This window comes from Paraplanobispora takensis (assembly GCF_016863195.1).
Lineage (GTDB): Bacteria > Actinomycetota > Actinomycetes > Streptosporangiales > Streptosporangiaceae > Planobispora > Planobispora takensis.
Genome location: NZ_BOOK01000022.1, coordinates 1 through 24899, shown reverse-complemented (window position 1 = coordinate 24899; position 24899 = coordinate 1). Strand labels below are relative to the sequence as shown.

Here is a 24899-nt window from a genome sequence, read left to right as displayed (position 1 = left end):
CAGATCGGGAGTCCGCCATTACGGTGGACGGCGTGCGCCTGTACACGCGATCGGCGGGCGAGGGACTTCCGGTCGTCCTTCTCCACGCGTTTCCGATGTCATCGACGATGTGGCTGGCCCAGCGCGAGGGACTCGCCGCCGCCTGCAAGGTGATCACTCCGGACCTGCGCGGATTCGGCGGCTCGCTGCTCGGAGACGACGAGCCGTCGCTCGACGCGATGGCCGACGACGTCGCACGCCTCCTCGACGGCGAGGGCATCGACCGTGCCGTGATCGGCGGACAGTCCATGGGCGGCTACGTGACCATGGCCCTGTGCCGCCGTCACCCCGACCGCCTGCTGGGGCTCATCCTGGCCGACACCAAGGCCACCGCCGACCCCGAGCCCGCCCGCGCCAACCGCGAGCGCATCGCCGCCGCCGTCCTCGACAGGGGCCCCTCGATCCTCCTGGAGGAGGTCCTCCCGGCGCTCGTCGGCCCCACCACCAAACAACGCCGCGCGATGGTGTTCGGCCGCATCCGGGGCCTGGTCCAGTCCGCCCCGCCCGCCGCCGTCGCCTGGGCCCAGCGCGCCATGGCCGCCCGCCCCGACTCCTTCGACACCCTGCGCGCCCTGAAGGTCCCCGTGCTCGTGATCGTGGGCGAGGAGGACGAGCTGTCCCCGCTGTCCGACGCCGAGGCGATGACCGAGGCGGTTCCCGACGGCCGCCTGACCGTGATCGAGAAGGCCGGCCACCTGAGCGCCGTGGAACAACCCGAAGCCTTCAACCGCGCCGTGACCGGCTTCCTCCAGGAACGCATCGTCTCTTCCTGAGAACCCTGCACGGTCGGCGGGGTTGGCGCCGGTACGGTGCGGATTCAAAGCAGGGCTCGGCGCCGGTACGGTTTCGGCCCTTCGGTGCCCACTCTCGCCGCCTCACCTCGGCCCCGCTGCCGCCTTCTTCCGCTGGTGCATGCGTGTGACCTCTCCTGGCGCCGGTACGGCGAGGCGTTGGGCGGTGGTTTTCGGCGCCTTCGTACGGCGGGTGGGGCAGGGTGGCGGGGAGGGGGTGTTTCGGTACCGGGGCTGGGGCATCCGGGGCGCTGTGCGGGCGGGTGTTCCGGCCGGCCGTCTCAGCCGATGTCTGGTGCATTCAGGCCTTCGGCCTGCCCGGGCGCGCGGGGCGCGGTCCTTTATACGCCGGCCTGCACACCCGCCCGCTCCGCGCCCGGCCCTGCTCCGCCGTACTCATGACGCGCCGTAGTGGCGGGCCTTTCCCGGGCGCCCAGGGTTCTGCGGGTGGCTGAAGCGTGGGTGCGGGGCCGTTCAGGGGTGCTCGCCGTCGCCTTGCGGCCATGGCGGCGGGGAGGAGCGTAGAGCGGGCCGGCGTAGTCAGTGCGGGATGTGGTCACCCGTTGTCGATCACGCTGGTGTTCTGGCAGGCGGTCAAGAGCCACCGCCCGTCCTCCTTGGCCATGACGAACAGCGGCGTGCCCACGTCCGTCCCGTGGGCTGTCTGATACACCTGGCGTACTTTGACGGCGGCGACATCGGGGCGGATGAACAGCACGTGTTCGACCTCGAACGTGACTGTCGTGTCCTGCATCCCGCCGGGAAGCACCTGGTGGGTGAAAGCGGAGATCGCACCACGGCCGAAGAGGCGCTTGCCGTGGCCCGTCGTCCAGATCGCGTCGGCCCGGAACAGGGCGGCGAACTCGTCGGGAAGCTCATGGTTCTGGACGTGTTCGACCGCGGCGACCACCTGCTTGATCGCTGCGATCTCGGCGGCAGCTGTTGTGCTCATGAAGATCACGATAGAACCTCAAGGTAAGTTGAGGTCAAGACCTCGGGCGAGGTTCATATGCCATTCGCGGTTCCTTTGGCGAAGCGATTGGACGGTGCTTTTGTCGGACCGTTTTGCAATGATGCGCTGAAAGGAGAAAGGGGAAAGCGGATGGCGAATGAGTCCGGCGGGGTCGATCGCTTCATGGTGACCCTCCAGCACCCGCTCAAGGCGGGAGTCGAGCAGCTGCGGAAAGCGATTCTGGCATCTAATCCGGAGATCACCGAGCGTGTGAAGTGGAACGCCCCCAGCTTCTGTCACGACGGGGTGGACAGAGTCACTTTCCTGCTCCGGCGGAGCGATCGGCTGCAGCTCGTTTTCCACCGCGGGGCCAAAGTCCGCGACGACAGCGCCGAGTTCTCCTTCCAGGACCCCACGGGGCTGATGAGATGGCAGGCGCCCGATAGGGGCGTCATATCGTTCACGGACCTGGAAGACGTCGAGTCCAAACAGGCGGCGGTCGTTTCCCTGGTGAATCGATGGGTCCAGGCGTAGCCATGCGATGGCGGCCGGCATCGTACGAAGCGCCGTATCCGGGCGTCGAGCGCGTCCCCGCCCTGTCTCGCCGCACCGGCGCCGAACGGGAGGACCCGGAGCGACGGCGGGGGCGGGGCGTGTCCTGCGATAGCCGGGCCTGAGAACCGGACAACAAAAGGAGAGCCCGGCGACCGTGGAAGTCGCCGGGCTCTCCTGTAGCCGTCGTCAGAGCCCCGGGGCGGGGGCGGGGAGGTTACTCCTGCCACCACTCCGCGTCGTCGTCGGACTTCTCCGCCTTGGCGGGCGCGGGGGCCGGGGCGGGCTTGTCGTTGCCGTTGGCGGCGGCGATGGCCGGCTTGGGCGGGGCCGCGGTGACCGCGGGCTCCGGCTCGGTGGCCGGGAGCGGCGCGCCGCCGAGCAGCTGGCGCAGCTGAGCGAGGTGGCTGGTGATGCTGTCGCGCTGGCGGGTCAGCTCGTCGACCTGGCGCTGGGCCACGGAGCGGCTCCGCTCGGCCTCGGCCTTGGCCTCGGAGACGATCGACTCGGCGCTCGTCTTGGCCTCGGAGACGACCTGGTCGGCGTTCTTGCGGGCGTTGGCCAGCAGCTGCTTGGCGTGGGTGTCGGCCTCGCGGCGGGTCTGCTCGGCCTGCTGGGTGGCCTTGGTGGCCCGCTGCTCGGCGGTGGCCGCGCGCTGCTCGGCCTCGGCGACCAGCTTCTGGGTGGCGGCCTGCGCGGTGGCGTGGCGCTCGGCCTCCTGGCGCTCGGCCTCCTCGCGGCGGGCGGCGAGCTGGATCTCGAACTCGGCCTCGTCCTGGGCCCGCTTGGCCTCGGACTCCTCCAGGACGCGCTGGGCCTGGGCCCGCATCTCGTCGGCCTGGCGCTTGGCGGTGGTGAGGACCTCGTCGCGCTCGCGCTTGGTGGAGGCGCGCAGCTGGGCGACCTCGCGCTCGGTGGTGGTGCGCAGCTTGGCGATCTCGCGCTCGGCGTCGGCGCGCTTCTCGGCGACCTCGTGGTCGGCGGTGGCCCGCAGCTTGGCGACCTCGCGCTCGGTGGTCGAGGTGAGCTCGTCGGCCTCGCGGCGGGCGGTCGAGCGGATCTCCTCGGCCTCGCGCTCGGCGGTGCCGCGCATGTCGTCGGCCTCGCGGGTGGCGAGGGCCCGCTTCTCGGCGGCCTCGTTCTCGGCGGCGGCGCGCATGTCGGCGGCCTCCACCTTGGCGGCGGCCTTGATCTCGTTGGCCTCGGAACGGGCGGCCTGGACGAGTTCGGTGGCCTGCTCCTCGGCGAGGCGGAGCAGCTGCTCGATGCGGGCGCCGAGACCGGAGTACGTCGGGCGCTCCTGCTCCTGCAGCTGGCGCTGGGAGTCGGACAGGTCCCGCTGCAGGCCGGTGACCTGCTCGCGGGCCTGGCGGAGCTCCGCGTCGATCTGCTTGAGATGATCGTGAACCTGGTGCCGGTCATAGCCGCGAAGCACCACGTCGAATTCCCGAGCGGGGGCGTCCTCAAAGAAGTTGTTGAGCTGGGCGTCGATGTCGGACTGCATGGAGGCTCGATCCTGGGTTGGCGAGACGGCTACACGGGCCGGACGAGGGCTGTCGGTATCCGAGGCGGGAGCCGCGACGAGGATCCACGTCCGGTGATAGGCCAGCGTACTCCGCTGTTGCCTCCTTGGCGGCCCCCTCCGACTATGTGCGTGACTTGTTACGCATGAACCTTTCTTGTATTTGACACGTCTAAGCCCGCTGTTCCGGGGCCTGGACGAGCTCGGTGAGCATCCCGCCCACGTCCTTGGGATGCAGGAAGGCGATGGAGGAGCCCATCGAGCCGTGGCGCGGCTTCTCGTCCAGGAGGCGGACGCCCTTGCCGCCGATCTCCTGCAGGGCCCGGGTGACGTCCGGCACACCGAAGGCGACGTGGTGCACGCCCTCGCCGCGCTTGGCGAGGAACTTCCCGACGGGGGTGTCGGGGCCCAGCGGCTCCAGCAGCTGGATGTAGGACCCGCCGCCCTCGCCGTCGGCGATGTGCAGCATGGCCTCCTTGACGCCCTGCTCCTCGTTGACCTCTCGGGCCACCACGGTCAGCTCGAAAGTCCGCTCGAAGAAAGCGATCTTCTCTTCCAGGTCGTGACAGGCGATTCCCACATGGTCGATGCGCATGAACATAGGGCCAACCTCCATGGCGGACGCTCGGGTACTCATGGGTATGGTGGCAAAGTCATCCCACTTCCTGCCAGGGAGGCCCCTCCATGTCTGGTTCCGTCATCGTCGCCGGAGCTCGCACCCCCATCGGCCGGCTTCTCGGCTCGTTGTCCAGCCTGACGGCCGCCGACCTCGGCGGCATCGCCATCAAGGCGGCGCTGGAGCGCGCGGGCCTCGCCCCCGAGGCCGTGCAGTACGTGATCATGGGGCAGGTGCTCCAGGCCGGAGCGGGTCAGATCCCCTCCCGGCAGGCGGCGGTCAAGGCCGGCATCCCGATGACCGTGCCGTCGCTGACGATCAACAAGGTCTGCCTGTCGGGCCTGGACGCGATCGCCCTGGCCGACCAGCTCATCCGGGCAGGCGAGTTCGACATCGTCGTCGCGGGCGGCATGGAGTCCATGTCGAACGCCCCGCACCTGCTGCCCGGCCTGCGCACGGGAGTGAAGTACGGCGGCGCGGACATCGTCGACTCGATGGCCCACGACGGTCTCACCGACGCCTACGACCAGGTGTCCATGGGCGAGTCCACCGAGCGGCACAACGCCCGCCTGGGCTGGAGCCGCGAGGAGCAGGACGAGTTCTCCGCCCGCTCCCACCAGCTCGCCGCCGCGGCGATCAAGAACGGCATCCTCGACGAGATCGTCCCGGTCTCGATCCCGCAGCGCAAGGGCGACCCGGTGGTCGTCTCCGCCGACGAGGGCGTGCGCGCCGACACCACCGCCGAGGCCCTGAGCCGGCTGCGCCCCGCCTTCGGCAAGGAGGGCACCATCACCGCGGGCTCCGCCTCGCAGATCTCCGACGGCGCCTGCGCGGTGGTCGTGATGTCCAAGGCCAAGGCGGAGGAGCTGGGCCTGGAGTGGCTGGCCGAGATCGGCGCCCACGGCAACGTGGCCGGTCCCGACAACTCGCTGCAGTCCCAGCCGGCCAACGCCGTCAAGCACGCCCTGGGCAAGCAGGGGCTCTCGGTCGACGACCTCGACCTGCTGGAGATCAACGAGGCGTTCGCCCAGGTCGTCCTGCAGTCGGCCAAGGACCTCGGCGTCTCCCTCGACAAGGTCAACGTCAACGGCGGCGGCATCGCCGTCGGCCACCCGATCGGCGCCTCCGGCGCCCGCATCGTGCTCGCCCTGGCCTACGAGCTCAAGCGCCGCGGCGGCGGGACCGGCGCGGCCGGGCTGTGCGGGGGCGGCGGCCAGGGTGACGCGCTGATCATCCGCGTCCCCTCGGCGTGACCTCACGGAGCCGGCTCGGCCCCGCCCGCCGTACGGCGGGCGGAGCCGCGGGCCGTGGTCGGGAGGTCGTGATCGAGAGGATGGGAGCGGCATGGATCTGGACGCCCTGATCTCCGGGGCACGCGAGGGGCGGCCGCGGGCGGTGGCCCGGCTGATCTCCATGGTGGAGAACGGCTCGCCGCGGTTGAGGGAGATCACCGCGGCGCTCTGCGCCGACCGCCCGAACCGGGCCAGGATCATCGGGCTCACCGGCTCGCCGGGCGTGGGCAAGTCCACCTCGACCGGCATGCTGGTCCAGGCCTTCCGCAAGCGGGGCCTGAGGGTCGGCGTGCTCGCGGTGGACCCGTCCTCGCCGTTCACCGGCGGGGCGCTGCTGGGCGACCGGGTGCGCATGCAGGACCACGCCACCGACCCGGAGGTCTTCATCCGGTCGATGGCCAGCCGGGGTCACCTGGGCGGCCTGTCGTGGGCCGCGCCGCAGGCGCTGCGCGTGCTGGAGGCCGCCGGGTGCGAGGTCATCCTCGTGGAGACCGTGGGGGTCGGCCAGGCGGAGGTGGAGATCGCCTCCATGGCCGACAGCACCATCGTGCTGCTGGCTCCGGGCATGGGCGACGGCGTCCAGGCGGCCAAGGCGGGCATCCTGGAGATCGCCGACGTGTTCGTGGTGAACAAGGCCGACCGCGACGGCGCCCAGACTGCGATCCGCGAGCTCCGCAACATGATCGCCCTGGTCGAGAGGGACTGGAAGCCGCCGATCGTGCCGACGGTGGCCTACCGGGGCGAGGGCGGCGAGGACGTTGTCGAGGCCCTGGACAAGCATCTGGCCTACCTGCAGGAGTCGGGTGAGCTGGAGCGGCGCAGGCAGGCCAGGGCCCGGGACGAGATCGAGGCCATCGCCCTGGCGGCGTTGCGCTCCCGCTTCGCCGACCTCCACGGTGACCGGCGTCTGGACGCGCTCGCGACGCGGGTGCGGGAGTCCGGCCTGGACCCGTACACGGCGGCCGACGAACTGCTGGCCGCCCTCGGCTGACGGACCCGGACCCCGGGGATCCGGGGCCCGGGTCCGAGGGCTCAGGGCTCGTCGGCGAACTTCACGGTGACCGTGTCGAAGCCGAGCGTGGTCAGCATGCCCTGCAGCATCATCTTGGTGTTCTGATCGGCGCGGTTGCGCAGGTCGCTGGCCAGGGCGGCCTCGGCGATCTTCTTCTCGGCCAGCACGTAGAGCTCCTGCTGCTCGCCCGGGGACGATGACAGGAAGTCGGAGACCCGGTCGAACAGGCCGCGCTCCTGGGAGTAGACGTAGGAGCGCTTGTTGTCGAGGTTGGTCTTCTCCAGCTGGGCGCGCGGGAGCCGTACCGTGACCGAGGTGCGGTCGGGGGAGACGGTCAGCGCGTCCTTGGTCAGGCCGCCGAAGTCGACGTAGGCGTCGACGCTCCCGGCCCCGACGAAGAGCGTCCGGGTGCCCTTGACGGCGTCGGGCAGGAAGTCGGCGTCCTTCTCGAGGTCCACGATGACCTGGAAGTTGCCGGTGGCCGCCTCGAAGCGGCTGAGGTTGTGGATGGACTGCAGCAGCACGGGCTGACTGCGGTCGACCGTGGTCTCACCGAAGGGGTTCAGCCACGACCAGGTGAGCCGGGCTCCCACGACCAGGACGATAACGATCACGAGGAACCCGGCCAGGAGGCGCCAGCGGCGCCGGCGAGGCGCAGGAGGGGCCTCGGGGGGTGCTTCCACGTCAGCTTTCACAGGGGTCTCCTTCCCGGGGCGACCGCCTTCTCACCTCACCCCGGAGCGGGACCCCTGTGTCGATCTTGTCAGTTCCCCGGCACTCCTGCGTCCACCATCCCGCCCGGGGCCGCGGCGCCCTCCGGGATTCCGCGCTCCGGACGGCGGCCGGCCTCCGGCGGGCGCGAGGGCTCCATCTGGATCGCCTGGGCCGCCTGGCCGCCGAAGTGCGCGCTGCGCAGGCGGCACGCGGCGAAGTCGGTGTAGTGCATCCGCAGCCAGCCGCGCCGCTGCACCTCGGTCAGGCCGGAGAACCACGCCGCGGCGTACTGGTGCTCGGCGAGCGGGCCGCCGGGCAGCGGCTCGCCGCGCAGCCAGGCCACCACGATGTCGCGGTAGCCGTCGGCCACGCGGTTCTCGCAGGCTTCGGCGAGCTTCTCCACGAACTCGTCGGCCGCCCGGTCGGCGAACCCGGCGGCCAGGTCGTCCACGTGGACCGGGACCGCGCCCGGCGCGAGGGCGGCGTCGTCGTGGCGGGGCCGCTGCTCGACCCGGGAGAACTCGCCCGGCGTCCCCGCCAGCCGAGAGGCGATCTTGGTGAAGGCGGAGCCGAGCTCGTCCAGGCCGGTGCGCATCCCCGGGTGCACGCAGACCATGATCGGCCACTCCTGGCAGCTGTAGACCACCCGCTCCGCCGCGACGGGCCGCGGCTCGGTGAGCAGCCGGGTGACGCCGGCCCCGGCGGCCAGGACCGCCAGCAGCGCCGCGGCCAGCACGAGCGCCTGACGGGTGACGACCGCGGCCCAGCCCAGCAGCAGCGCGGCGCTGACCCCGAGCAGCCACAGTGTCTGGTCGGTGAAGGCCGCCGAGCTCAGGCCCTGGAAGATGTCGTACGGCTCCCGCGTGGCGGGCACCAGCCGGTCGGTCCACGTCGACCCGCCGGCGAGCCAGGTGAACAGCCCGTAGCAGCCGAGCCCGGCCAGCACCGGAGTGATCGTCCACGGGATCAGCCAGCCGGTGATCCATCCGATGATGACGTACAGCGCCAGCCCGGCCACGCTCATGACCAGACCGCTGGGCAGCAGCCGCCCGGCCTGCTCGGTGAGGATCGTCCTGACCGCCAGGACCAGCACGGTGGCGGTGAAGGAGCCGGTGACCACGACCAGGATCGCCAGCGGCGCGCGCACCGCCTGCCAGGCGGTCAGCGAGCGGTTGCCGTTCCCGCGCCGCCTGCGGACCGCCACCCAGGCGGCGAAGGCCGCGGCGACCGGCCCGGTGAGCCGGAGCGAGCCGATGAGCGCGACGATGATGTTCTCCCACGCGCTGACGCCGGGAATGAGGACGCTCCACGCCGCGGCGACGCCCAGCACGAGCAGGACGGCGACCGCCACCAGTGCGCTCTGCTGGAGTTCCTCGCGTGAAGCGCCCCTGTGCTCACGCACCGTGGAGCGTGGGCCGGACCCACGCCGCGTCGATCTGGCCGACGGCCGAGCCACGATCGGTATGGCGTCCGAACGCCTTCGTAATGTCGTTCATCAAGCACCCCCCGTGCCGTGAATGTGCGGAGCCGGCCCTCCGGGCGTCCGGCCCGGCCCGCTTCCCCCGCAGGCCGGGCTGAGCCCGCGCCACTTGGCCGCGACCTCACCATTCGATGTGGGAACCATAACTGAGTGTGACGTTTGATGCCCTGCTTCTTGGCGAAGCCATCGATCCGATTGCCGTACGTATGTGGATGGACCGGGATGAGGCCGCGCTACGGTAGCCCTGTGGCTACCGGTCAGCTGAACTTGCCGTTCGACCCCATCGAACGCGCCGCGGACACGTGGCGTGCTCGCTTCGGGCCGTCGTCGGCCATGGCCGCGGTCACCTCGATCATGAGAGCGCACCAGATCCTGTTGTCGCAACTGGACACGCTACTGAAACCGCATGACTTGACCTTTGCCAGGTACGAGGCGCTGGTTTTGCTGACCTTCAGCAAGACGGGGGCGTTGCCGCTCTCCAAGATCGGTGAGCGGCTGATGGTGCACCCGACGAGCGTCACCAACACCGTCGATCGGCTTGAGCGGGCCGGGCTGGTGCGCCGGATGCGCAACCCCAAGGACGGCCGCGGGGTGCTGGCGGAGATCACCGACGACGGCCGGGAGGTCGTGGACCGGGCGACCGAGGCGCTGATGGGCGCCGGATTCGCGATGACGATGTACGGCGAGGACGAGCTGCAGCAGATGTTCGGCCTGCTCAGGACGCTCCGGGTGGCGGCGGGGGACTTCGGGGGCTGAGGCTGGGCAGGGAACTGCCCGTAGCGGCCTCTGGCCAAGAAATACTAGGACGTCCTAGTATTTTTCCGAGGCCACAAGCCGGATGAAGGAGTGGGCGATGGACGCCGAGGAGATCGAGGCGGGGCGGGCACGCTGGCAGGCGCGGTTCGACAAGGCCGCCAAGCGCGATTCCGAGTTCCGGACGCTCTCCGGCCTGGAGGTGGAGCCGGTCTACGGTCCCTCCGGGGACGACCCGCGCTTCGAGCGCATCGGCTGGCCGGGGGAGTACCCCTTCACCCGGGGCCTGCACCCCACCGGCTACCGGGGCAAGGCCTGGACCATCCGGCAGTTCGCCGGGTTCGGCAACGCCCGCCAGACCAACGAGCGCTACAAGATGATCCTGGCCGCCGGCGGCGGCGGGCTGAGCGTGGCCTTCGACATGCCGACCCTGATGGGCCGCGACTCCGACGACCCGCGCTCCCTCGGCGAGGTCGGGCACTGCGGGGTGGCGATCGACTCCGCGCTGGACATGGACCTGCTGTTCGACGGCATCCCGCTGGGCGACATCACGACCTCCATGACGATCAGCGGCCCGGCCGTGCCGATCTTCTGCATGTACGTCGTGGCCGCCGAGCGCCAGGGCGTGCCGGTCGGCCGGCTCAACGGCACGCTCCAGACCGACATCTTCAAGGAGTACATCGCGCAGAAGGAGTGGCTGTTCGCCCCCGAGCCGCACCTGCGCCTGATCGGCGACCTGATGGAGTTCTGCGCCGCCGAGATCCCGGCCTACAAGCCGCTGAGCGTGTCCGGCTACCACATCCGCGAGGCGGGCTCCACGGCCGCGCAGGAGCTGGCCTTCACCCTGGCCGACGGGTTCGGGTACGTCGAGCTGGGCCTGTCCCGCGGTCTCGACGTCGACGTCTTCGCGCCGGGGCTGTCGTTCTTCTTCGACGCGCACATCGACTTCTTCGAAGAGATCGCCAAGTTCCGCGCGGCCCGGCGGATCTGGGCCCGGTGGATGCGCGAGGTCTACGGGGCCAAGACCGACAAGGCCCAGTGGCTGCGCTTCCACACCCAGACGGCCGGGGTCTCGCTGACCGCGCAGCAGCCGTACAACAACGTGGTCCGCACCGCGATCGAGGCGCTGGCGGCCGTACTGGGCGGGACCAACTCGCTGCACACCAACGCGCTGGACGAGGTGCTCGCGCTGCCCAGCGAGAAGGCCGCCGAGATCGCGCTGCGCACCCAGCAGGTGATCATGGAGGAGACCGAGGTCGTCAACGTCGCCGACCCGCTCGGCGGCTCCTGGTACGTCGAGACGCTCACCGACCGCATCGAGGCGGAGGCTGAGGCGATCTTCGCGAAGATCCGGGACATGGGCTCCGACGGCTCGATGACCTCCGGCATCCTGCGCGGCATCGAGGACGGCTGGTTCATGTCCGAGATCGCCGAGGCCGCCTTCGACTACCAGCGCAAGCTGGAGAAGGGCGAGAAGAAGATCGTCGGGGTGAACTGCCACACGGCCTCAGCCGAGGAGCCCCTGGAGATCCTGCGGGTGAGCCACGAGGTCGAGCGCGAGCAGAACCGCGTCCTGGCCGAGCGCCGCGCGGCCCGCGACCAGGCGGCCGTGGACGCCTCCCTGGCCGCGATGATCCGGGTCGCCAGGGGCGAGGGCAACCTGATCCCCACCATGCTCGACGCGGTGCGCGCCGAGGCCACCCTCGGGGAGATCTGCGACGCCCTGCGCGAGGTGTGGGGCGTCTACACCGAACCCGCGCGTTTCTGACGGCCGTGCTGCGCACGGCCGGCTCGGGGGCTGTGTCTACGGCGACGCTGACGCGTCGCGGCTCGGGGGCTCCTCGATCCGATGCCTTCCCTCGTCGCTCATCCGCTGCGCTCCTTCGCTCCTCAGTCCAGTGCACCGGCGCCCCCTCACACGCACGCGAGGGGGCGCCGGGGAACCAACCGAGGAACGCCCGCAGCGAAGCGAGGACGTGACGAGGGCGGGAGCCGGATCAAAGAGCCCCCGAGCCGCCGCGCGATAGCGCGGCCATAGGCCGGTATGGGGCAGGATTGGAGCCATGAGCCCAGCGGACTTCACTCGACCCGGATCGCTTTACGGTGCCGTGGATCTCGGCGCGCGCAAGCAGGCGCTGGACGCGCAGGCGCGGCGGGAGGCCGCGGCGCAGGAGAGCGGCGGCGTTCCGGCGCCGGTCATCGATGTCGACGACGCGAGCTTCGCGACCGAGGTCGTCGAACGCTCCATGAACAGCCTGGTGCTGCTGGAACTCACCGTCACCCGTGCCGAGCAGGCCAGGCAGTACAGCCTCCTGCTGGAGAAACTGGCCGCGGAGAACGCGGGCCGATGGACGCTGGCCCGGGTGGACGTCGAGACCAGCCAGCAGATCGCCCAGGTCCTGCGGGTGCAGAACGTGCCCGCGCTCTACGCCATCTTCCAGGGCCAGCCGGTGGCGGTGGTCCCCGGGATCGCCACCGAGGCGCAGCTGCGCGACTGGCTGTCGCAGCTCCTGGAGGCCCTGGCGCAGTACCTCCCGCCGGCCGGTGAGGAGCCCGGCGCCGGGCCGCAGGAGCCCCCGGCCGACCCGGAGATCATCGAGGCCGAGCGCGCCATCGACGCCGGTGACCTCGACGCGGCGGCGGCGGCCTACGAGCGGCTGCTGACCCGTTCCCCGAACGACGCCGACGCCAAGCTGGGCCTGGCCGGGCTCGGGCTGATCCGGCGGACCCAGGACGTCGACCCGGCCGAGCTGGAGCGCCGCCTGGGCGATCCGGCGGACGTCGAGGCGCAGCTCCTGGCCGCGGACTTCGAGCTGCTCTCCGGCGACGTCGACGCCGCCTTCGACCGGCTCGTCGCGGTCGTGCGCCGGACCGCGGGCGACGACCGCAACAAGGCGAGGGTGCACCTGCTCAGCCTGTTCGACACCCTCCCGGTGGACGACCCGTCCGTCGCCAGGGCGCGCAGGAACCTGGCCTCCGCGCTGTTCTGACCCGCGGGGGAGCTCACGATCCGGACGGCCGGAAAAGTCGTACGGACATCCTCTCGCGGGCATAAACAGAGCATGCGGGTCGTCACCATCTCCGCGACGTACGGCACCGCCGGAAGCGTGATCGGCCCGGCGGTGGCCGATCGCCTGGGCGTGCCCTTCGTGGACCGGGCCATCCCCGGCGCGGTGGCCGGGGAACTCGGCTGCACGCTGGAGGAGGCCCTCGCCCACGACGACCGTTCCGAGCACGGGCTCGGCTGGCTGCTGTCGGGGGCCGTACGGCTCCCGACGGCCACGTTCGGCGGTGTGGACGTCTATCTGCCGGGGTCGATGCCTCCGCCCCCGGAGGACTTCGTCTCCCACACCGAGGCGGTGATCAGGAAGATCGCCGCGGAGCAGGGCGGTGTGATCCTCGGCCGGGCCGGGGCGCTGGTCCTGGCCGCCCACCCCGGGGCGTTGCACGTACGGCTGGACGCCCCGCAGCGGCGGCGGATCCTGCAGACGGCCGCGCTGGCCGGGGTGAGCGAGCGCGAGGCGCGCAGGCTGGTGGAGGACAACGACCGGGCGCGCACGGCCTACGTCCGCCACTTCTATCGTGCCGATCCGGCCTCTCCGGAGCTGTACCACCTGGTCCTGGACAGCACGACCATCCCGGTGAGCGCCTGTGTGGAGCTGATCGTGACCGCTTCGACGGCTCTGGACTGACCGCCCCGGCGCGCACACCACCCGGGTAGTGGCACGATGGAGGGACCCCGAACCGGGTCAGTCGCAAAGGAGCGGATTGGCTGTGGCCACAGTCCCTAGCGTGTCGTACTCCATAACCGTGCGCCTGGAGGTGCCGGCGGGCGGCAAGGCGGTCAGCCAGCTCACCCACGCCGTAGAGTCCGCCGGAGGTGTGGTCACCGCTCTCGACGTGACCACCGCCGGTCACGAGACCCTGCGCATCGACGTCACCTGCGCCGCGCGCGACACCGACCACGCCCAGGCCATCGTCGACAAGCTCGACGTCGTCGAGGGCGTCGTCATCCACAAGGTGTCCGACCGGACCTTCCTCATGCACCTCGGCGGCAAGATCGAGATGAAGTCGAAGGTGCCGCTGCGCAACCGTGACGAGCTCTCCATGGCCTACACGCCCGGCGTCGCCCGGGTCTCCATGGCGATCGCCCGCAATCCCGAGGACGCCCGCCGTCTGACGATCAAGCGCAACAGCGTCGCCGTGGTCACCGACGGCTCGGCCGTGCTCGGCCTGGGCAACATCGGCCCGTCGGCCGCGCTGCCCGTCATGGAGGGCAAGGCCGCCCTCTTCAAGAGGTTCGCCGACATCGACGCCTGGCCGATCTGCCTGGACACCCAGGACGTCGACAAAATCGTCGAGATCGTCCGTTGCATCGCCCCCGGTTTCGGCGGCATCAACCTGGAGGACATCTCGGCGCCGCGCTGTTTCGAGGTGGAGCGCAGGCTGCGCGAGCTGCTGGACATCCCCGTCTTCCACGACGACCAGCACGGCACCGCGATCTGCGTGCTCGCCGCGCTGACCAACGCGCTGCGGGTGGTCGGCAAGGAGCTGTCGGGGGTGCGCATCACCCTGGCCGGCGCGGGTGCGGCGGGTACGGCCGTGCTGCGCCTGCTGCTCGCCGCCGGCGCGCGCAACGTGATCGTCTGCGACTATCTGGGCGCCGTGCACCGGGGACGCGACGACCTGGACGACTCGCTCCGGTGGATCGCCGACCACACCAACGTCGAGGGATACTCCGGCGACCTGCGCGGCGCGGTCAAGGGCGCCGACGTGTTCATCGGGGTCTCCGCGCCGGGCATCCTCAACGGCGACGACATCGCCACGATGGCCGAGAACGCCGTGGTCTTCGCGCTGGCCAACCCGGAGCCCGAGGTCTCGCCCGACGACGCCCGCGAGCACGCCGCCGTGGTCGCCACGGGCCGGTCGGACTATCCCAACCAGATCAACAACGTCCTGGCCTTCCCCGGGGTCTTCCGCGGCCTGCTCGACGCCCAGGCGAGCGTGGTCAACCAGGAGATGCTGCTGGCCGCCGCCCGCGCGCTGGCCGCGGTGGTGACCGACGAGGAGCTCGGCCCGAACTACATCATCCCCAGCGTGTTCCACCCCGACGTGGCGGGCGCCGTCGCGGCGGCCGTGCGCGAGTCCGCCGGGGGCCGGGCGCGTACCGGGATGACCGAGGCGTAGCCGTACCGACCCTTTCACGCGGGATTTCGTATGAAAAAGGTGGCATAACGCGGAAGTTCGATGTGTGAGATGGGGGGTGGGGCGGCGAAACGCGGGCCGCACCCATCATGATGGAGGGATGGCGGAGGCGATCTATGTCGGCGGTCTGCTGGTGGCGACCCCGAAGCTCGACGACCCCAACTTCCGGCGCAGTGTGATCCTGATCCTGGAGCACGACACCGAGGGGGGGACCCTCGGAGTGGTGCTCAACCGGCCGAGCGACATCTCGGTGACCCAGGTGCTCCCCACCTGGGACTCCCTCGTCACCGGCCCGCCCGTGCTGTTCCAGGGCGGGCCCGTCCAGACCGACAGCGCCCTGGCGCTGGCCGCCGTGCCGAGCGGCCAGGAGCCCCTGGGCTGGCGGCGCCTGCACACGGGCACCGACGCGGTGTCCCGGCTCGGCACCGTCGATCTCGACGCCCCGCCGGAGATCCTGGCCGGAGAGATCGCCCAGATGCGGATCTTCGCCGGCTACGCGGGATGGACCGCCGGCCAGCTGGAGGCCGAGATCGGCGAGGGGGCCTGGTACGTGGTGGACGCCGAGGCCGGAGACACCTTCCACGACGACCCCGGCACCCTGTGGCGCGCCGTACTCCGCCGCCAGCCCGGCGAACTGGCCTACGTGGCGACCTGCCCCGACGACCCCTCGATGAACTGATCGGAGACGCCGCCCGGCGATCCCTGAACCCGGTCCCAGCCCGGGCGCAGTGATCGCTCGGCCAGGGCGAGGATCTGCTCCAGCCGTTCGGCGAAGGCCGGTAGGTCCTCGACGGCCCGGGGATGGCAGGACTCGAAGCCGACGCGTGCCACGGTGGTGAACAGCGAGACGACGAAGAGGGGGAGCAGGTCTGCCGGGGAGCGGCCCTCCCGGCGGGCGATCTCGGTGACCAGCCGCTGCTCGTTCTCCATCATCCGGCGGACGCTGCCGGCGAAGAGCGCGGGGGTGCTCTCGACCAGCTCGCGCGCCTTGAGGAACCTCCCGGTCTCGGTCTGGTCGCCGTTCTGCAGCTCGGCGACGACCGCGCGCATGGCGTGGCCCAGGGCGACGAAGGGCGGTTCGTCGGCGGGACGGCCGGCCAGTTCCCTCAGCATCACCTCCTGCCCGTCGACGGGAAGGGAGAGCGCGACGTCCTCCTTGGTCGCGAAGTAGCGGAAGAACGTGCGTGGCGAGACCTCGACGGCGGCCGCGATCTGGTCGACGGTGGTGGCCTCGTAGCCCTGAGCCAGGAACAGGTCGAGGGCGGCGTCGATCAGTGCCAGCCGTGTCCTCTCCTTCTTGCGCTCACGCAGCCCCGGCTGACTCATGGCTGTCACCTCCTCGCAACGTAGAGTTCACAGTCTGCCATAAGTCATTTTCTGCCTAATGAAATGATTTGTCATCTGTCAGTGGCTGCCATAAATTACCTCGATGACGTCCCAACATGGGACGTATCCGCAGCGACAGAGGGGGAACCCTTCCATGGCACAGGCCAAAACGGTGGCACCGCCGCCGGACGGGGGCGCATCATCCAGGCAGGGTCATCCGTGGCTCACTCTGCTGGCGGTCTCGCTCGGCGTGATGATGGTGATGCTCGACGGCACGGTCGTCGCCATCGCCAACCCGGTGATCGGCGCCGACCTCAAGGCGTCCCTCGCCGACCTGCAGTGGGTGACCAGCGGCTACCTGCTGGCGCTCGCCGTGTTCCTGATCACCGCCGGCAAGCTCGGTGACCTGTTCGGGCACAAGAGGGTCTTCGTCGTCGGCATCGCCGGGTTCGCGCTCACCTCGCTCGCGATCGGCCTGAGCGACTCCATCAGCATGCTGATCGCCTTCCGCGTGCTCCAGGGCCTGTTCGGCGCGCTGCTGCAGCCCGCCGCCCTCGCCCTGCTCCGCGCCGCCTTCCCCGCCGAGAAGCTCAACATGGCGATCGGCGTCTGGGGCGCCACGATCGGCCTGTCCAGCGCGGCCGGCCCCCTCCTCGGCGGTCTGCTGGTGGACGAGAAGACCGGCGACTGGCAGTCGGTGTTCTTCATCAACGTCCCGGTCGGCATCGTCGCGCTGATCGTCGCCCTCCTCGTCATCAAGGAGAGCAGGGCCGAGTCGCTGTCCAAGGTCGACTGGCTCGGCGTGGTGCTGCTCTCGGGCGCGATGTTCTGCCTGGTCTGGGCGATCATCAAGGCTCCGGAGTACGGCTGGGGCGACGCCAAGACGCTCGCCTTCCTGGCCGGGACCCTGCTGCTCGGCGCGGCGTTCGTCTGGTGGCAGGGCAGGGCGGCCGAGCCGCTGGTCCCGCTCAGCCTGTTCAGCAGCCTGTCGGTCTCGATCGGCACCGTGCTGATGGTGCTGACCGCGTTCTCGATGTTCGGCGCGATGTTCTTCCTGACCTTCTACTTCCAGGGCGTGCACAACCTCTCGCCGCTGGAGGCGGGCGTCCGGATGCTCCCGATGAGCGCGGGCATGATCGTCGCCTCGCCGCTCGCGGGTGCGGCCATCAGCAAGTTCGGCCCGAAGATCCCGATCGTGGCGGGCATGCTGATCACCTCCGTGGCGATGTTCCTGCTGTCCCGCCTGGGCCTGGAGGACGGCTACGCGGCCAGCGCGGTCCCGTTCGTGCTGCTGGCCTTCGGCCTCTCGCCGGTCATGGTCGGCGCCACCGAGATCATCGTGGGCAACGCCCCCGAGGAGCTCAGCGGCGTCGCGGGCGGCATGCAGCAGTCGGCCATGCAGGTCGGCGGCTCGCTGGGCACCGCGGTGCTCGGCGCGATCGTCGCCGGCAAGGTGAGTGACGTGCTGCCCGGCTACTGGAGCGCGACCGGGCTCCCGGCGCCGTCCCCGGCGCAGATGGAGGGGCTCGCGCAGGCCGCGTCCTTCGCCGAGGCCCCCGTCCAGCCCGGCACGCCCGAGGCGGTGGCCCAGGCCATCACCGGTGTGGTGAACTCCTCCTTCCTGGACGGCATGCACCTGGGCTTCCAGGTCAGCACGGGTGTCGCGGTGCTCGCCGCGCTGCTCGCGCTGGTCGTCAAGGCCGGTCGCAAGACCGAGGGCGCCCCGATCCACATGGGCTGACCCTCCGCCGTCCCGGTGCCCTCTCGCGGACGCCGGGACGGGGCGGGCATAAAATCGACAGAGTGAGCACGAAGATCCTTCCAGAGAGCGACGTCCGGCCGGACCTGTCGCACGGTGACGGCGACCACGAGCGGTTCGCGCACTACGTCGAGAAGAACAAGATCATGGAGAGCGCGCTCAGCGGCATCCCGGTGCGCGCGCTCTGCGGCAAGGTCTGGGTGCCGAACCGGGATCCGCAGAAGTTCCCGGTCTGCCCCGAGTGCAAGGAGATCTACGAAGGGCTTCCCAAGGGCGACGACGGCGACAATCAGTGAGTGTTGCTCACCGGTGATCGCGCCCCGTGCGGCTACGGTCGAGATGTCGCTGAAAGGCGGCATCCGGCCAGGCCGGATGGCTTATCGGGGGAGTCATGTTTTCGCGCGCGATCGCCGTCGCTTCGGCGTGCCTGCTGACGGCGGGTCTCGCCTCGGCGGGCACCGGCCCGCCGGCCGCCGGTTCACCGCCTCAGGCGGCCGCTGAATCCCCTGCCCGGCTCGCGGCCCTTCCGGCGCCCCGCCTCCCGGCGCCCGCCCGGTCCGGCGCGGCGCACCGGGAGACGGACCCGTGCGCGGCCGCCGCGCGGGTCGTGAACCCGCGGCCCCCGGGACGCGACGCCGAGCCGTACGCCCCCGGACGGGCGCAGATCGCCGAGATGATCGCCGATCTGGAGGCCCGCCGCCCGCGGGCGCCCAGGCTCACCGGGGAGCCGGTCACCGTCCCGACCTGGGTGCACGTGCTCACCGACGGGCCCCGCGGCGCCCCCGACAGCGCGGTGCACGACCAGATGACCGTGCTCAACGACGCCTACGCCGGCCGGTTCGGCGGGTCCGACACCGGCATCCGGTTCCGGCTCGACGGCCTGACCAGGACCGACAGCCCGGCCTGGTTCCACGACCCGCTCTCCTACGAGCGGTCGATCAAGCGGATGCGCAGGGGCGGTGCGGAGACGCTCAACCTCTACATCGCCCAGCTGGGCCGGATGGTGCTCGGCTACTCCACCTATCCGCACTGGTACGCCGACGAGCCCCAGCTCGACGGCGTGGTCGTCGACTGGCGCAGCCTGCCCGGCGGGTCGCTGCGCGACTTCGACCGCGGGTTCACCGGGGTCCACGAGATCGGCCACTGGCTCGGGCTGCTGCACACCTTCGAGAACGGCTGCCAGGAGCCGGGGGACGCGGTCGTCGACACGCCTCCCGAGGCGCACCCCACCGACGGCTGCCCGGAGGGCAAGGACACCTGCCCGCAGGACGGCGCGGACCCGGTGCACAACTTCATGGACTACTCCCACGACGCCTGCATGTCGGAGTTCACCGCAGGCCAGGCGGTCCGGATGCGGGAGGCCTGGGCGGCGTACCGCGAGGCGGGAGCGGACATTACTCTTGACAGGTGACAGCACCGAAGACGATTGACGCTCCATACCAACCCCCTCGGATCTTCGGCCCGGAATACCGGACGGCGTCGCTCGGGATCCTGCTCGTCGTCACGTTGATCGCCTTCGAGGGCATGTCCATCGGCGCGATCATGCCTGCGGCCTCCACCGAGCTCAACGCGCTCAACCTGTACGGCATGAGCTTCTCGGCGTTCCTGATCGCCGGGTTGTTCGCCAACGTGGCCGCCGGGCTCTGGTCCGACCGGCGGGGGCACCCGGTGCCGTTCCTGGTCGGCGTGGGCCTGTTCGTGGTGGGCATGTTCCTGGCGGGCGCCGCGCCCTCCAAGGAGGTGTTCATCGTCGCCCGCGCCGTGCAGGGGCTGGGCGGCGGGTTCGCCGTCGTCGCGATCTACGTCATGATCGCGCGGGTCTACGCCCCCGCGGCCAGACCCAAGATCTTCGCCGGGCTCTCGGCGGCCTGGGTGCTGCCCGCCCTGGTGGGCCCCGGCATCGGCGGGATCGTCGCCGAGACGGTCGGCTGGCGCTGGGTCTTCTACGGGATCATCCCGCTGGTGATCCCCGCCCTGGTGATGCTGCTGCCCGCGCTGCGCGGCGGCGAGGGGCAGGACCGTGAAGAGGCGCCCGCCCGCGCCACCGGGCCCCGCTCCAGGCCGCTGCCGATGATCCTGGCCGCGCTGGGGACGGCCGTCGGCGCCGGGGTGCTGCTCTACGGGGCCGACCAGCTGCACAGTGAGCCGGTGCGGGGCGGCGTCCTGTCCGCGGTGGGAGTGCTCGCCCTGGCCGTCGGGCTGCCCCGCCTGCTGCCGCGCGGGGCGCTCCGGTTCGGCCGCGGGCTGCCCACCACGGTCATGATGCGCGGCGTCCTGTCCGCGGCCTTCTTCGGGGTCAACTCCTTCATCCCGCTGGTGCTCCAGAAGGAGTTCGGCTTCACCCTCACCGAGGCCGGGATCGCCCTCACCGTCGGCGCCATCGGCTGGAGCAGCGGCTCCTACCTGCAGGCCCGCCGCGAATGGGACCGGCCCAAGCTGGTGCGGTTCGGCGCGGCCGCGGTCACCGGGGGCATCCTGCTGACCGCGCTCACCATGATCCCCGGGCTGACCGGCTGGATCATGGCTCCCGCCTGGATACTCGCCGGGCTGGGCATGGGCGTCGGCATGTCCAGCGTGAGCCTCACCACGATGCGCCAGTCGCCCGACGCCGAGCAGGGCGCGAACTCCGCGGCCCTGCAGGTCGTCGACACCCTGGGCAGCTCCCTGACCATCGGCTTCGGCGGCGTGCTGATCAACCTGATCGGCCACGACGACATCGGAGCCGGTTTCCTGTCGATCGTCGTCATGACCGCGGCGATCGGGACGCTCGGCGTGGTCGTCGCCGGGCGCATGCGCGAAGCCGCCTGATCCGCCGTTCCATATCGGTGATCACCTATGGCCGGACCGCCGGCCGGGGGGCATGGTAGGACGGGAGAGCCGCGTTCACCGGGAGGAGGGCCGCGTGGACGAACCGCCCCACCGGATGCGACCGCCGCAGGAGCCCCCGCAGCGGCCCCGCCGCCCCCGCCGGGCGCGGCCGTACGACCCGGTGACGCGGCCGGGGTGGAGCCCGGTGCGTCCGGGTACCGCCCGCTCGCCCGAGGCTCACGGCGAGCCGCAGGAGGACCTGCCGCCCTCGGCCCGCCTGTACGGCGCGCCCGTCGCACCGCCCCGCCACGGGATCCCGCGGCGCCTGCGCCGTCCCCTCATCGGACTGCTCGTCCTGGTGATCTGCGCCGGGGCGGTCACCGGCGTCGCCGTCCTGGCGGTGCGGTCCCTGTCCTCCGCCGAGCCCGCCCGGGTGACCGACCGGGTCGCGGGCGCCGGTTACCGGCTGCCCGCCGGGTGGAACAGGGCGGCCTCGCCCCCGGTCACCGGCTTCACCTCGGCCGCGGGGGACGGCCGGACCGTGACGGTGCTGGTCGGGCCCGGCGAGCCGGTCACCGACGCGCGCAGGAGCGCGACCGAGCTCGCCGACCTGTACAGCAAGCTGCTGCTCCACGGTGACGAGGTGAAGGTCGAGGAGGACGAGGCGGTCACCGTCGGCGGATGGACCGGGCACAGCCGCGCCCTGCGGGCGCAGTACCGCGACGTGGTGAACCTCCCCGCCTACCTGCGGGTGGTGGTCCTCACCCGGCCCTCCGGGCCTCCGGTGGTGCTGCTCGCGGTGGCCAGGCCCGACGGCCCCGGGCCCCGCGCCGCGATCGACGCGGTGGTCGCGGGCCTGGGACCGGCGTGAGGGCGGCCCGCCGTACGGGCCCGCCGGCGTCGCGGCGGGATAGGGCGGGGCGGGTGCGGACGTACGGGACCCGGGGTCCCATTAGCACGAGGAGATGACCTTGGCGAGGATCTCGGACGATCGGCACGTCTTGTCGGCGGCGGCGATTACTCTGGGGGAATTGTGAGTGAGCGAAGCGAGCGAGCCATCAGAGACAGCAGCGCTGCGAATGCCCCGACGACCCCCCGGGCGAGGAGGGGCGCGTGAGCACTTCCGCCGCCTCCCACCTGTCACCGTCATACCCGGACAGGGCCGCCTGGGGCACCGCGCCGAAGCTGCGCGCATGGCAGCAGGAGGCCTTCGACCTCTACCTCAGGCGTGAGCCGCGCGACTTCCTGGCCGTGGCGACCCCCGGCGCGGGCAAGACCACCTTCGCGCTGCGGATCGCCAGCGACCTGCTGTCCCGGGGCATCATCAGGGCCGTGACGATCGTCACTCCCACCGAGCACCTCAAGCGGCAGTGGGCGGAGGCCGCCGGCAGGGTCGGCATCGCGATCGACCCCGAGTTCAAGAACAGCCAGGGCGCGACCTCCCGTGACTACACCGGGGTGGCGGTGACCTACGCCCAGGTCTCGATGCACCCGGCCCTGCACCGCGCCCGCACGGAGGCGCGCAAGACGCTCGTCATCTTCGACGAGATCCACCACGCGGGCGACGCCAAGTCCTGGGGCGACGGAGTGCGCGAGGCCTTCGAGCCCGCCGCGCGGCGCCTGGCGCTGACCGGCACCCCCTTCCGCTCCGACGTGAACCCCATCCCGTTCGTCACCTACGCCGAGGACGGCGAGGGGGTGCGCAGGAGCGTCTCCGACTACTCCTACGGGTACGGCCCGGCGCTGGCCGACGGCGTCGTCCGGCCGGTCATCTTCCTCGCCTACGCGGGGGAGATGCGCTGGCGCACCCGCGCGGGCGACGAGATCGCCGCGACGCTCGGCACCCCGCTCACCAAGGACCAGCTCGGCCAGGCCTGGAAGGCCGCCCTCGACCCCAAGGGCGACTGGATCCGGCAGGTGCTCCAGGCGGCCGACCGGCGGCTGACCGAGGTGCGCAGAGGCGTGCCCGACGCGGGCGGCCTGGTGATCGCCACCGACCACGAGACGGCCCGCGCCTACGCCCGGCACATCCGCGCGATCACCGGCGAGGGGGCCACGGTCGTCCTGTCCGACGACCCCGAGGCGTCCAAGAAGATCAAGCAGTTCTCCGGGTCGCAGGACCGCTGGCTGGTCGCGGTCCGGATGGTCTCCGAGGGCGTCGACATCCCGCGCCTGGCCGTCGGCGTCTACGCCACGAGCACCTCGACCCCGCTGTTCTTCGCCCAGGCCGTCGGCCGTTTCGTCCGCGCCCGCAAGCGCGGCGAGACCGCCTCGGTGTTCCTGCCCTCGGTGCCGACCCTGATGGGCCTGGCCGGGGAGATGGAGGCCGAGCGCGACCACGTGCTCGACCGCAAGCTCCCCGAGGAGGGACTCGACGACTTCCTGATCGAGGACGCCAACCGGAAGAAGGGCAACCCCGACGTCGTCGGCGACGAGTTGCCCTTCGAGACCCTGGAGGCGGTCGCCACCTTCGACCGGGTGCTCTTCGACGGCGGCGAGTTCGGCGCCGCCGCCGAGCCCGGGTCGCCGGAGGAGGAGGACTTCCTCGGCCTGCCCGGTCTGCTGGAGCCCGACCAGGTCCGGACCCTGCTGAGCAAGCGGCAGTCCGACCAGCTCAAGGCCAAGCGGAACAAGCCCGAGCCCAAGGAGCCCGAGCTCACCCCGCACGAAGTGATCGCCAACCTGCGCCGGGAGCTCAACGGCCTGGTCGGCGCCTGGAACCACCGCACGGGCCAGCCCCACGGGGTCATCCACGCCGAACTGCGCCGCGCCTGCGGCGGCCCGGCCATCGCCCAGGCCACCGCCGAGCAGATCCAGGAGCGCATCGACAAGATCCGCCACTGGGCCACCCAACGATCGCGGTAGGAACCGGGACGGCCGCGCCGGGGTCCGGCGTGGCCGGGACGGTCATCGGTCGTACCGGTGCCTGACCCGCGCCGGGACGGCCGCCGGCCGTGCCCCGGGGTCCGGCGCGGATCCGATCGCCCGCCTCCTCCCCGGCGATGCGGGGCGGCGGGGCAGTCGGCCGCCGCCCCTCGGAGAGGTCAGCGCAGGGCGATGGGGCGGCCGGTGCGGCCGTCGATCGCCGTGAGGCCCTTCCTGCCGGGCAGCGGCGGGACGAGCAGGACTTCCGTGGAGGCCGTACCGCCCGCCACGGTGACGGGGAACGCCCGGGCGCCGGCGGATGGGCGCCCCGCCGGCCCCTCCTGCACCCACACCTTGATCCGGTTGTGCGCGTGGTGCAGGCGGACGGTCGCGGTGTCGCACTCGCCGGCCGCCGCCGGCCAGGAGAGAGTCACCGAGTGGAGCTCGCCTCCGCGCTTGACCAGCCTGGCCTGCTCCGGCGCGAGCGCCCGCACCGGGCACGGCGCGGGCCGCTCGGCCTGTACGGCGGGCGGAGCGCCGACCGCCAGGGCGAGCGGCACCTCGGTCTCAGTCCCGACGGTGAGCCAGATCGTGGCCACCTCAAGCCCGGCGAGTGTGAGAAGCCCGCCCAGCCTGGCCGGTGTGCGACCGCGGAACAGCAGCCACAGGCACAGGGGGGACAGGATCATCCACAGGACACCGAGCACGATCATGTGAGGTCACCACCGCGGGATAGGAGATATCAACTCTCCGTGATACTCCTGTCCCTACAGGTAGTGGATCCGTTTACCCGTCGCTTTACCCGGCGTGACTGATTCCGTACCTGGAGTACCCGATCCCGGTAGTGTTCTCGCCGCCCCTCCTGTGTCATGGCGCCGGCCCCCTCCGGTGGCGCCCCGGTACTCTCAAGAAAGAAGACGCATGTTGCAGGAGATCATCCGCGCCGAAATCAGGGAATACGTGGCTCCGATGTTCGAACAGATCATGACGAGGATGGACACCCTCGCCACGAAGGAGGACCTCAACAAGGTTCACCGGAGCGTCGAGTTCCTCAAGATCGATGTCTCGGGTCTCAAAAGGGGCATGGTCGAGGTCAGGCAGGACATCTCGGATCTGAAGACGGACGTCACGGATCTGAAGACCGATGTGACGCTCCTGAAGAACGACATGGTCGAGGTCAAGCGGGACATCTCGGATCTGAAGACGGATGTCA

At 71.2% G+C, this 24899-nt stretch carries 24 protein-coding genes; 17 read left to right on the top strand and 7 right to left on the bottom strand.

Annotated elements, in window-relative coordinates; genetic code table 11:
• Positions 1-32: 32 nt before the first annotated feature.
• Positions 33-812: an alpha/beta fold hydrolase gene (locus Pta02_RS16105; RefSeq protein WP_203875634.1), complete on the top strand. Its 780-nt coding sequence runs from the start codon at positions 33-35 to the stop codon at positions 810-812.
• Positions 813-1386: 574 nt separating this feature from the next.
• On the opposite strand, the gene Pta02_RS16100 is transcribed toward Pta02_RS16105, so the two are convergent.
• Entirely contained in the window at positions 1387-1782 is a 396-nt protein-coding gene (locus Pta02_RS16100) for an SgcJ/EcaC family oxidoreductase (RefSeq protein WP_203875715.1), read from the bottom strand.
• A 150-nt stretch (positions 1783-1932) separates the two neighbouring features.
• Between Pta02_RS16100 and Pta02_RS16095 the strand changes: the two genes are divergently transcribed.
• Entirely contained in the window at positions 1933-2316 is a 384-nt protein-coding gene (locus tag Pta02_RS16095) for a DUF1801 domain-containing protein (protein WP_203875633.1), read from the top strand.
• A gap of 235 nt (positions 2317-2551) precedes the next feature.
• Here Pta02_RS16095 and Pta02_RS16090 read toward each other — a convergent pair whose 3' ends face one another.
• Entirely contained in the window at positions 2552-3838 is a 1287-nt protein-coding gene (locus Pta02_RS16090; RefSeq protein WP_203875632.1) for a DivIVA domain-containing protein, read from the bottom strand.
• Positions 3839-4028: 190 nt separating this feature from the next.
• Positions 4029-4457, bottom strand: coding sequence for a methylmalonyl-CoA epimerase (gene mce / locus Pta02_RS16085; protein WP_203875631.1), 429 nt, complete (start codon positions 4455-4457; stop codon positions 4029-4031).
• Between the two features lie 83 nt (positions 4458-4540).
• Between mce and Pta02_RS16080 the strand changes: the two genes are divergently transcribed.
• Together Pta02_RS16080 and meaB are read left to right on the top strand one after the other, a co-directional pair.
• Positions 4541-5725, top strand: a complete 1185-nt coding sequence (locus Pta02_RS16080) for an acetyl-CoA C-acetyltransferase (RefSeq protein WP_203875630.1) — start codon at positions 4541-4543, stop codon at positions 5723-5725.
• Between the two features lie 91 nt (positions 5726-5816).
• Entirely contained in the window at positions 5817-6755 is a 939-nt protein-coding gene (meaB, locus tag Pta02_RS16075; RefSeq protein ID WP_203875629.1) for a methylmalonyl Co-A mutase-associated GTPase MeaB, read from the top strand.
• Between the two features lie 41 nt (positions 6756-6796).
• On the opposite strand, the gene Pta02_RS16070 is transcribed toward meaB, so the two are convergent.
• Together Pta02_RS16070 and Pta02_RS16065 are read right to left on the bottom strand one after the other, a co-directional pair.
• Positions 6797-7471, bottom strand: a complete 675-nt coding sequence (locus tag Pta02_RS16070; protein WP_203875628.1) for a DUF4230 domain-containing protein — start codon at positions 7469-7471, stop codon at positions 6797-6799.
• Positions 7472-7539: 68 nt separating this feature from the next.
• Complete coding sequence (locus Pta02_RS16065; RefSeq protein WP_203875627.1) at positions 7540-8892, bottom strand: hypothetical protein; 1353 nt, start codon at positions 8890-8892, stop codon at positions 7540-7542.
• A gap of 300 nt (positions 8893-9192) precedes the next feature.
• On the opposite strand from Pta02_RS16065, the gene Pta02_RS16060 reads away from it, so the two are divergent.
• From Pta02_RS16060 to Pta02_RS16035, 6 genes are all read left to right on the top strand, one after another.
• Positions 9193-9726, top strand: coding sequence for a MarR family winged helix-turn-helix transcriptional regulator (locus Pta02_RS16060; protein WP_203875626.1), 534 nt, complete (start codon positions 9193-9195; stop codon positions 9724-9726).
• A 97-nt stretch (positions 9727-9823) separates the two neighbouring features.
• Positions 9824-11491, top strand: coding sequence for a coenzyme B12-dependent isobutyryl-CoA mutase large subunit (gene icmA, locus Pta02_RS16055; RefSeq protein ID WP_203875625.1), 1668 nt, complete (start codon positions 9824-9826; stop codon positions 11489-11491).
• A gap of 340 nt (positions 11492-11831) precedes the next feature.
• Positions 11832-12713, top strand: coding sequence for a tetratricopeptide repeat protein (locus Pta02_RS16050; RefSeq protein ID WP_239130710.1), 882 nt, complete (start codon positions 11832-11834; stop codon positions 12711-12713).
• Positions 12714-12785: 72 nt separating this feature from the next.
• Positions 12786-13415 carry a cytidylate kinase-like family protein gene (locus Pta02_RS16045; RefSeq protein WP_203875623.1) on the top strand — a complete coding sequence of 210 codons (630 nt, stop codon included), beginning with the start codon at positions 12786-12788 and terminating at the stop codon, positions 13413-13415.
• Between the two features lie 82 nt (positions 13416-13497).
• Entirely contained in the window at positions 13498-14910 is a 1413-nt protein-coding gene (locus Pta02_RS16040; protein ID WP_203875622.1) for an NAD-dependent malic enzyme, read from the top strand.
• A gap of 118 nt (positions 14911-15028) precedes the next feature.
• Positions 15029-15607, top strand: coding sequence for a YqgE/AlgH family protein (locus tag Pta02_RS16035; protein WP_203875621.1), 579 nt, complete (start codon positions 15029-15031; stop codon positions 15605-15607).
• Here the strand turns inward: Pta02_RS16035 and Pta02_RS16030 are convergent.
• Positions 15568-16254 carry a TetR family transcriptional regulator gene (locus Pta02_RS16030; RefSeq protein WP_203875620.1) on the bottom strand — a complete coding sequence of 229 codons (687 nt, stop codon included), beginning with the start codon at positions 16252-16254 and terminating at the stop codon, positions 15568-15570. The two genes, Pta02_RS16035 and Pta02_RS16030, sit on opposite strands and share 40 nt — an antisense overlap.
• 154 nt (positions 16255-16408) lie before the next feature.
• Between Pta02_RS16030 and Pta02_RS16025 the strand changes: the two genes are divergently transcribed.
• The 6 genes from Pta02_RS16025 (at position 16409) to Pta02_RS16000 (ending at position 23686) form a co-directional block, all read left to right on the top strand.
• Positions 16409-17995, top strand: a complete 1587-nt coding sequence (locus Pta02_RS16025) for an MFS transporter (protein WP_203875619.1) — start codon at positions 16409-16411, stop codon at positions 17993-17995.
• A 62-nt stretch (positions 17996-18057) separates the two neighbouring features.
• Positions 18058-18309 carry a DUF3039 domain-containing protein gene (locus Pta02_RS16020; RefSeq protein WP_203875618.1) on the top strand — a complete coding sequence of 84 codons (252 nt, stop codon included), beginning with the start codon at positions 18058-18060 and terminating at the stop codon, positions 18307-18309.
• 95 nt (positions 18310-18404) lie between these two features.
• Positions 18405-19424 (top strand): zinc metalloprotease, encoded by a 1020-nt coding sequence (locus tag Pta02_RS16015; protein ID WP_239130708.1) that lies wholly within the window; start codon positions 18405-18407, stop codon positions 19422-19424.
• On the top strand, positions 19421-20821 hold the full coding sequence (locus tag Pta02_RS16010; RefSeq protein ID WP_203875617.1) for an MFS transporter: 1401 nt from the start codon (positions 19421-19423) through the stop codon (positions 20819-20821). The genes Pta02_RS16015 and Pta02_RS16010 overlap by 4 nt, the downstream gene beginning before the upstream one ends.
• Positions 20822-20915: 94 nt before the next feature.
• A complete protein-coding gene (locus tag Pta02_RS16005) occupies positions 20916-21692 on the top strand; it encodes a hypothetical protein (RefSeq protein WP_203875616.1) in 777 nt (258 codons plus the stop codon).
• Positions 21693-21934: 242 nt separating this feature from the next.
• Positions 21935-23686: a DEAD/DEAH box helicase gene (locus Pta02_RS16000; RefSeq protein ID WP_203875615.1), complete on the top strand. Its 1752-nt coding sequence runs from the start codon at positions 21935-21937 to the stop codon at positions 23684-23686.
• 179 nt (positions 23687-23865) lie between these two features.
• Here the strand turns inward: Pta02_RS16000 and Pta02_RS15995 are convergent, their stop codons facing one another.
• Complete coding sequence (locus tag Pta02_RS15995; RefSeq protein ID WP_203875614.1) at positions 23866-24399, bottom strand: hypothetical protein; 534 nt, start codon at positions 24397-24399, stop codon at positions 23866-23868.
• A 208-nt stretch (positions 24400-24607) separates the two neighbouring features.
• Here Pta02_RS15995 and Pta02_RS15990 point away from each other — a divergent pair.
• A partial coding sequence (locus Pta02_RS15990; protein WP_203875613.1) for a hypothetical protein occupies positions 24608-24899 on the top strand: 292 nt, incomplete at its 3' end.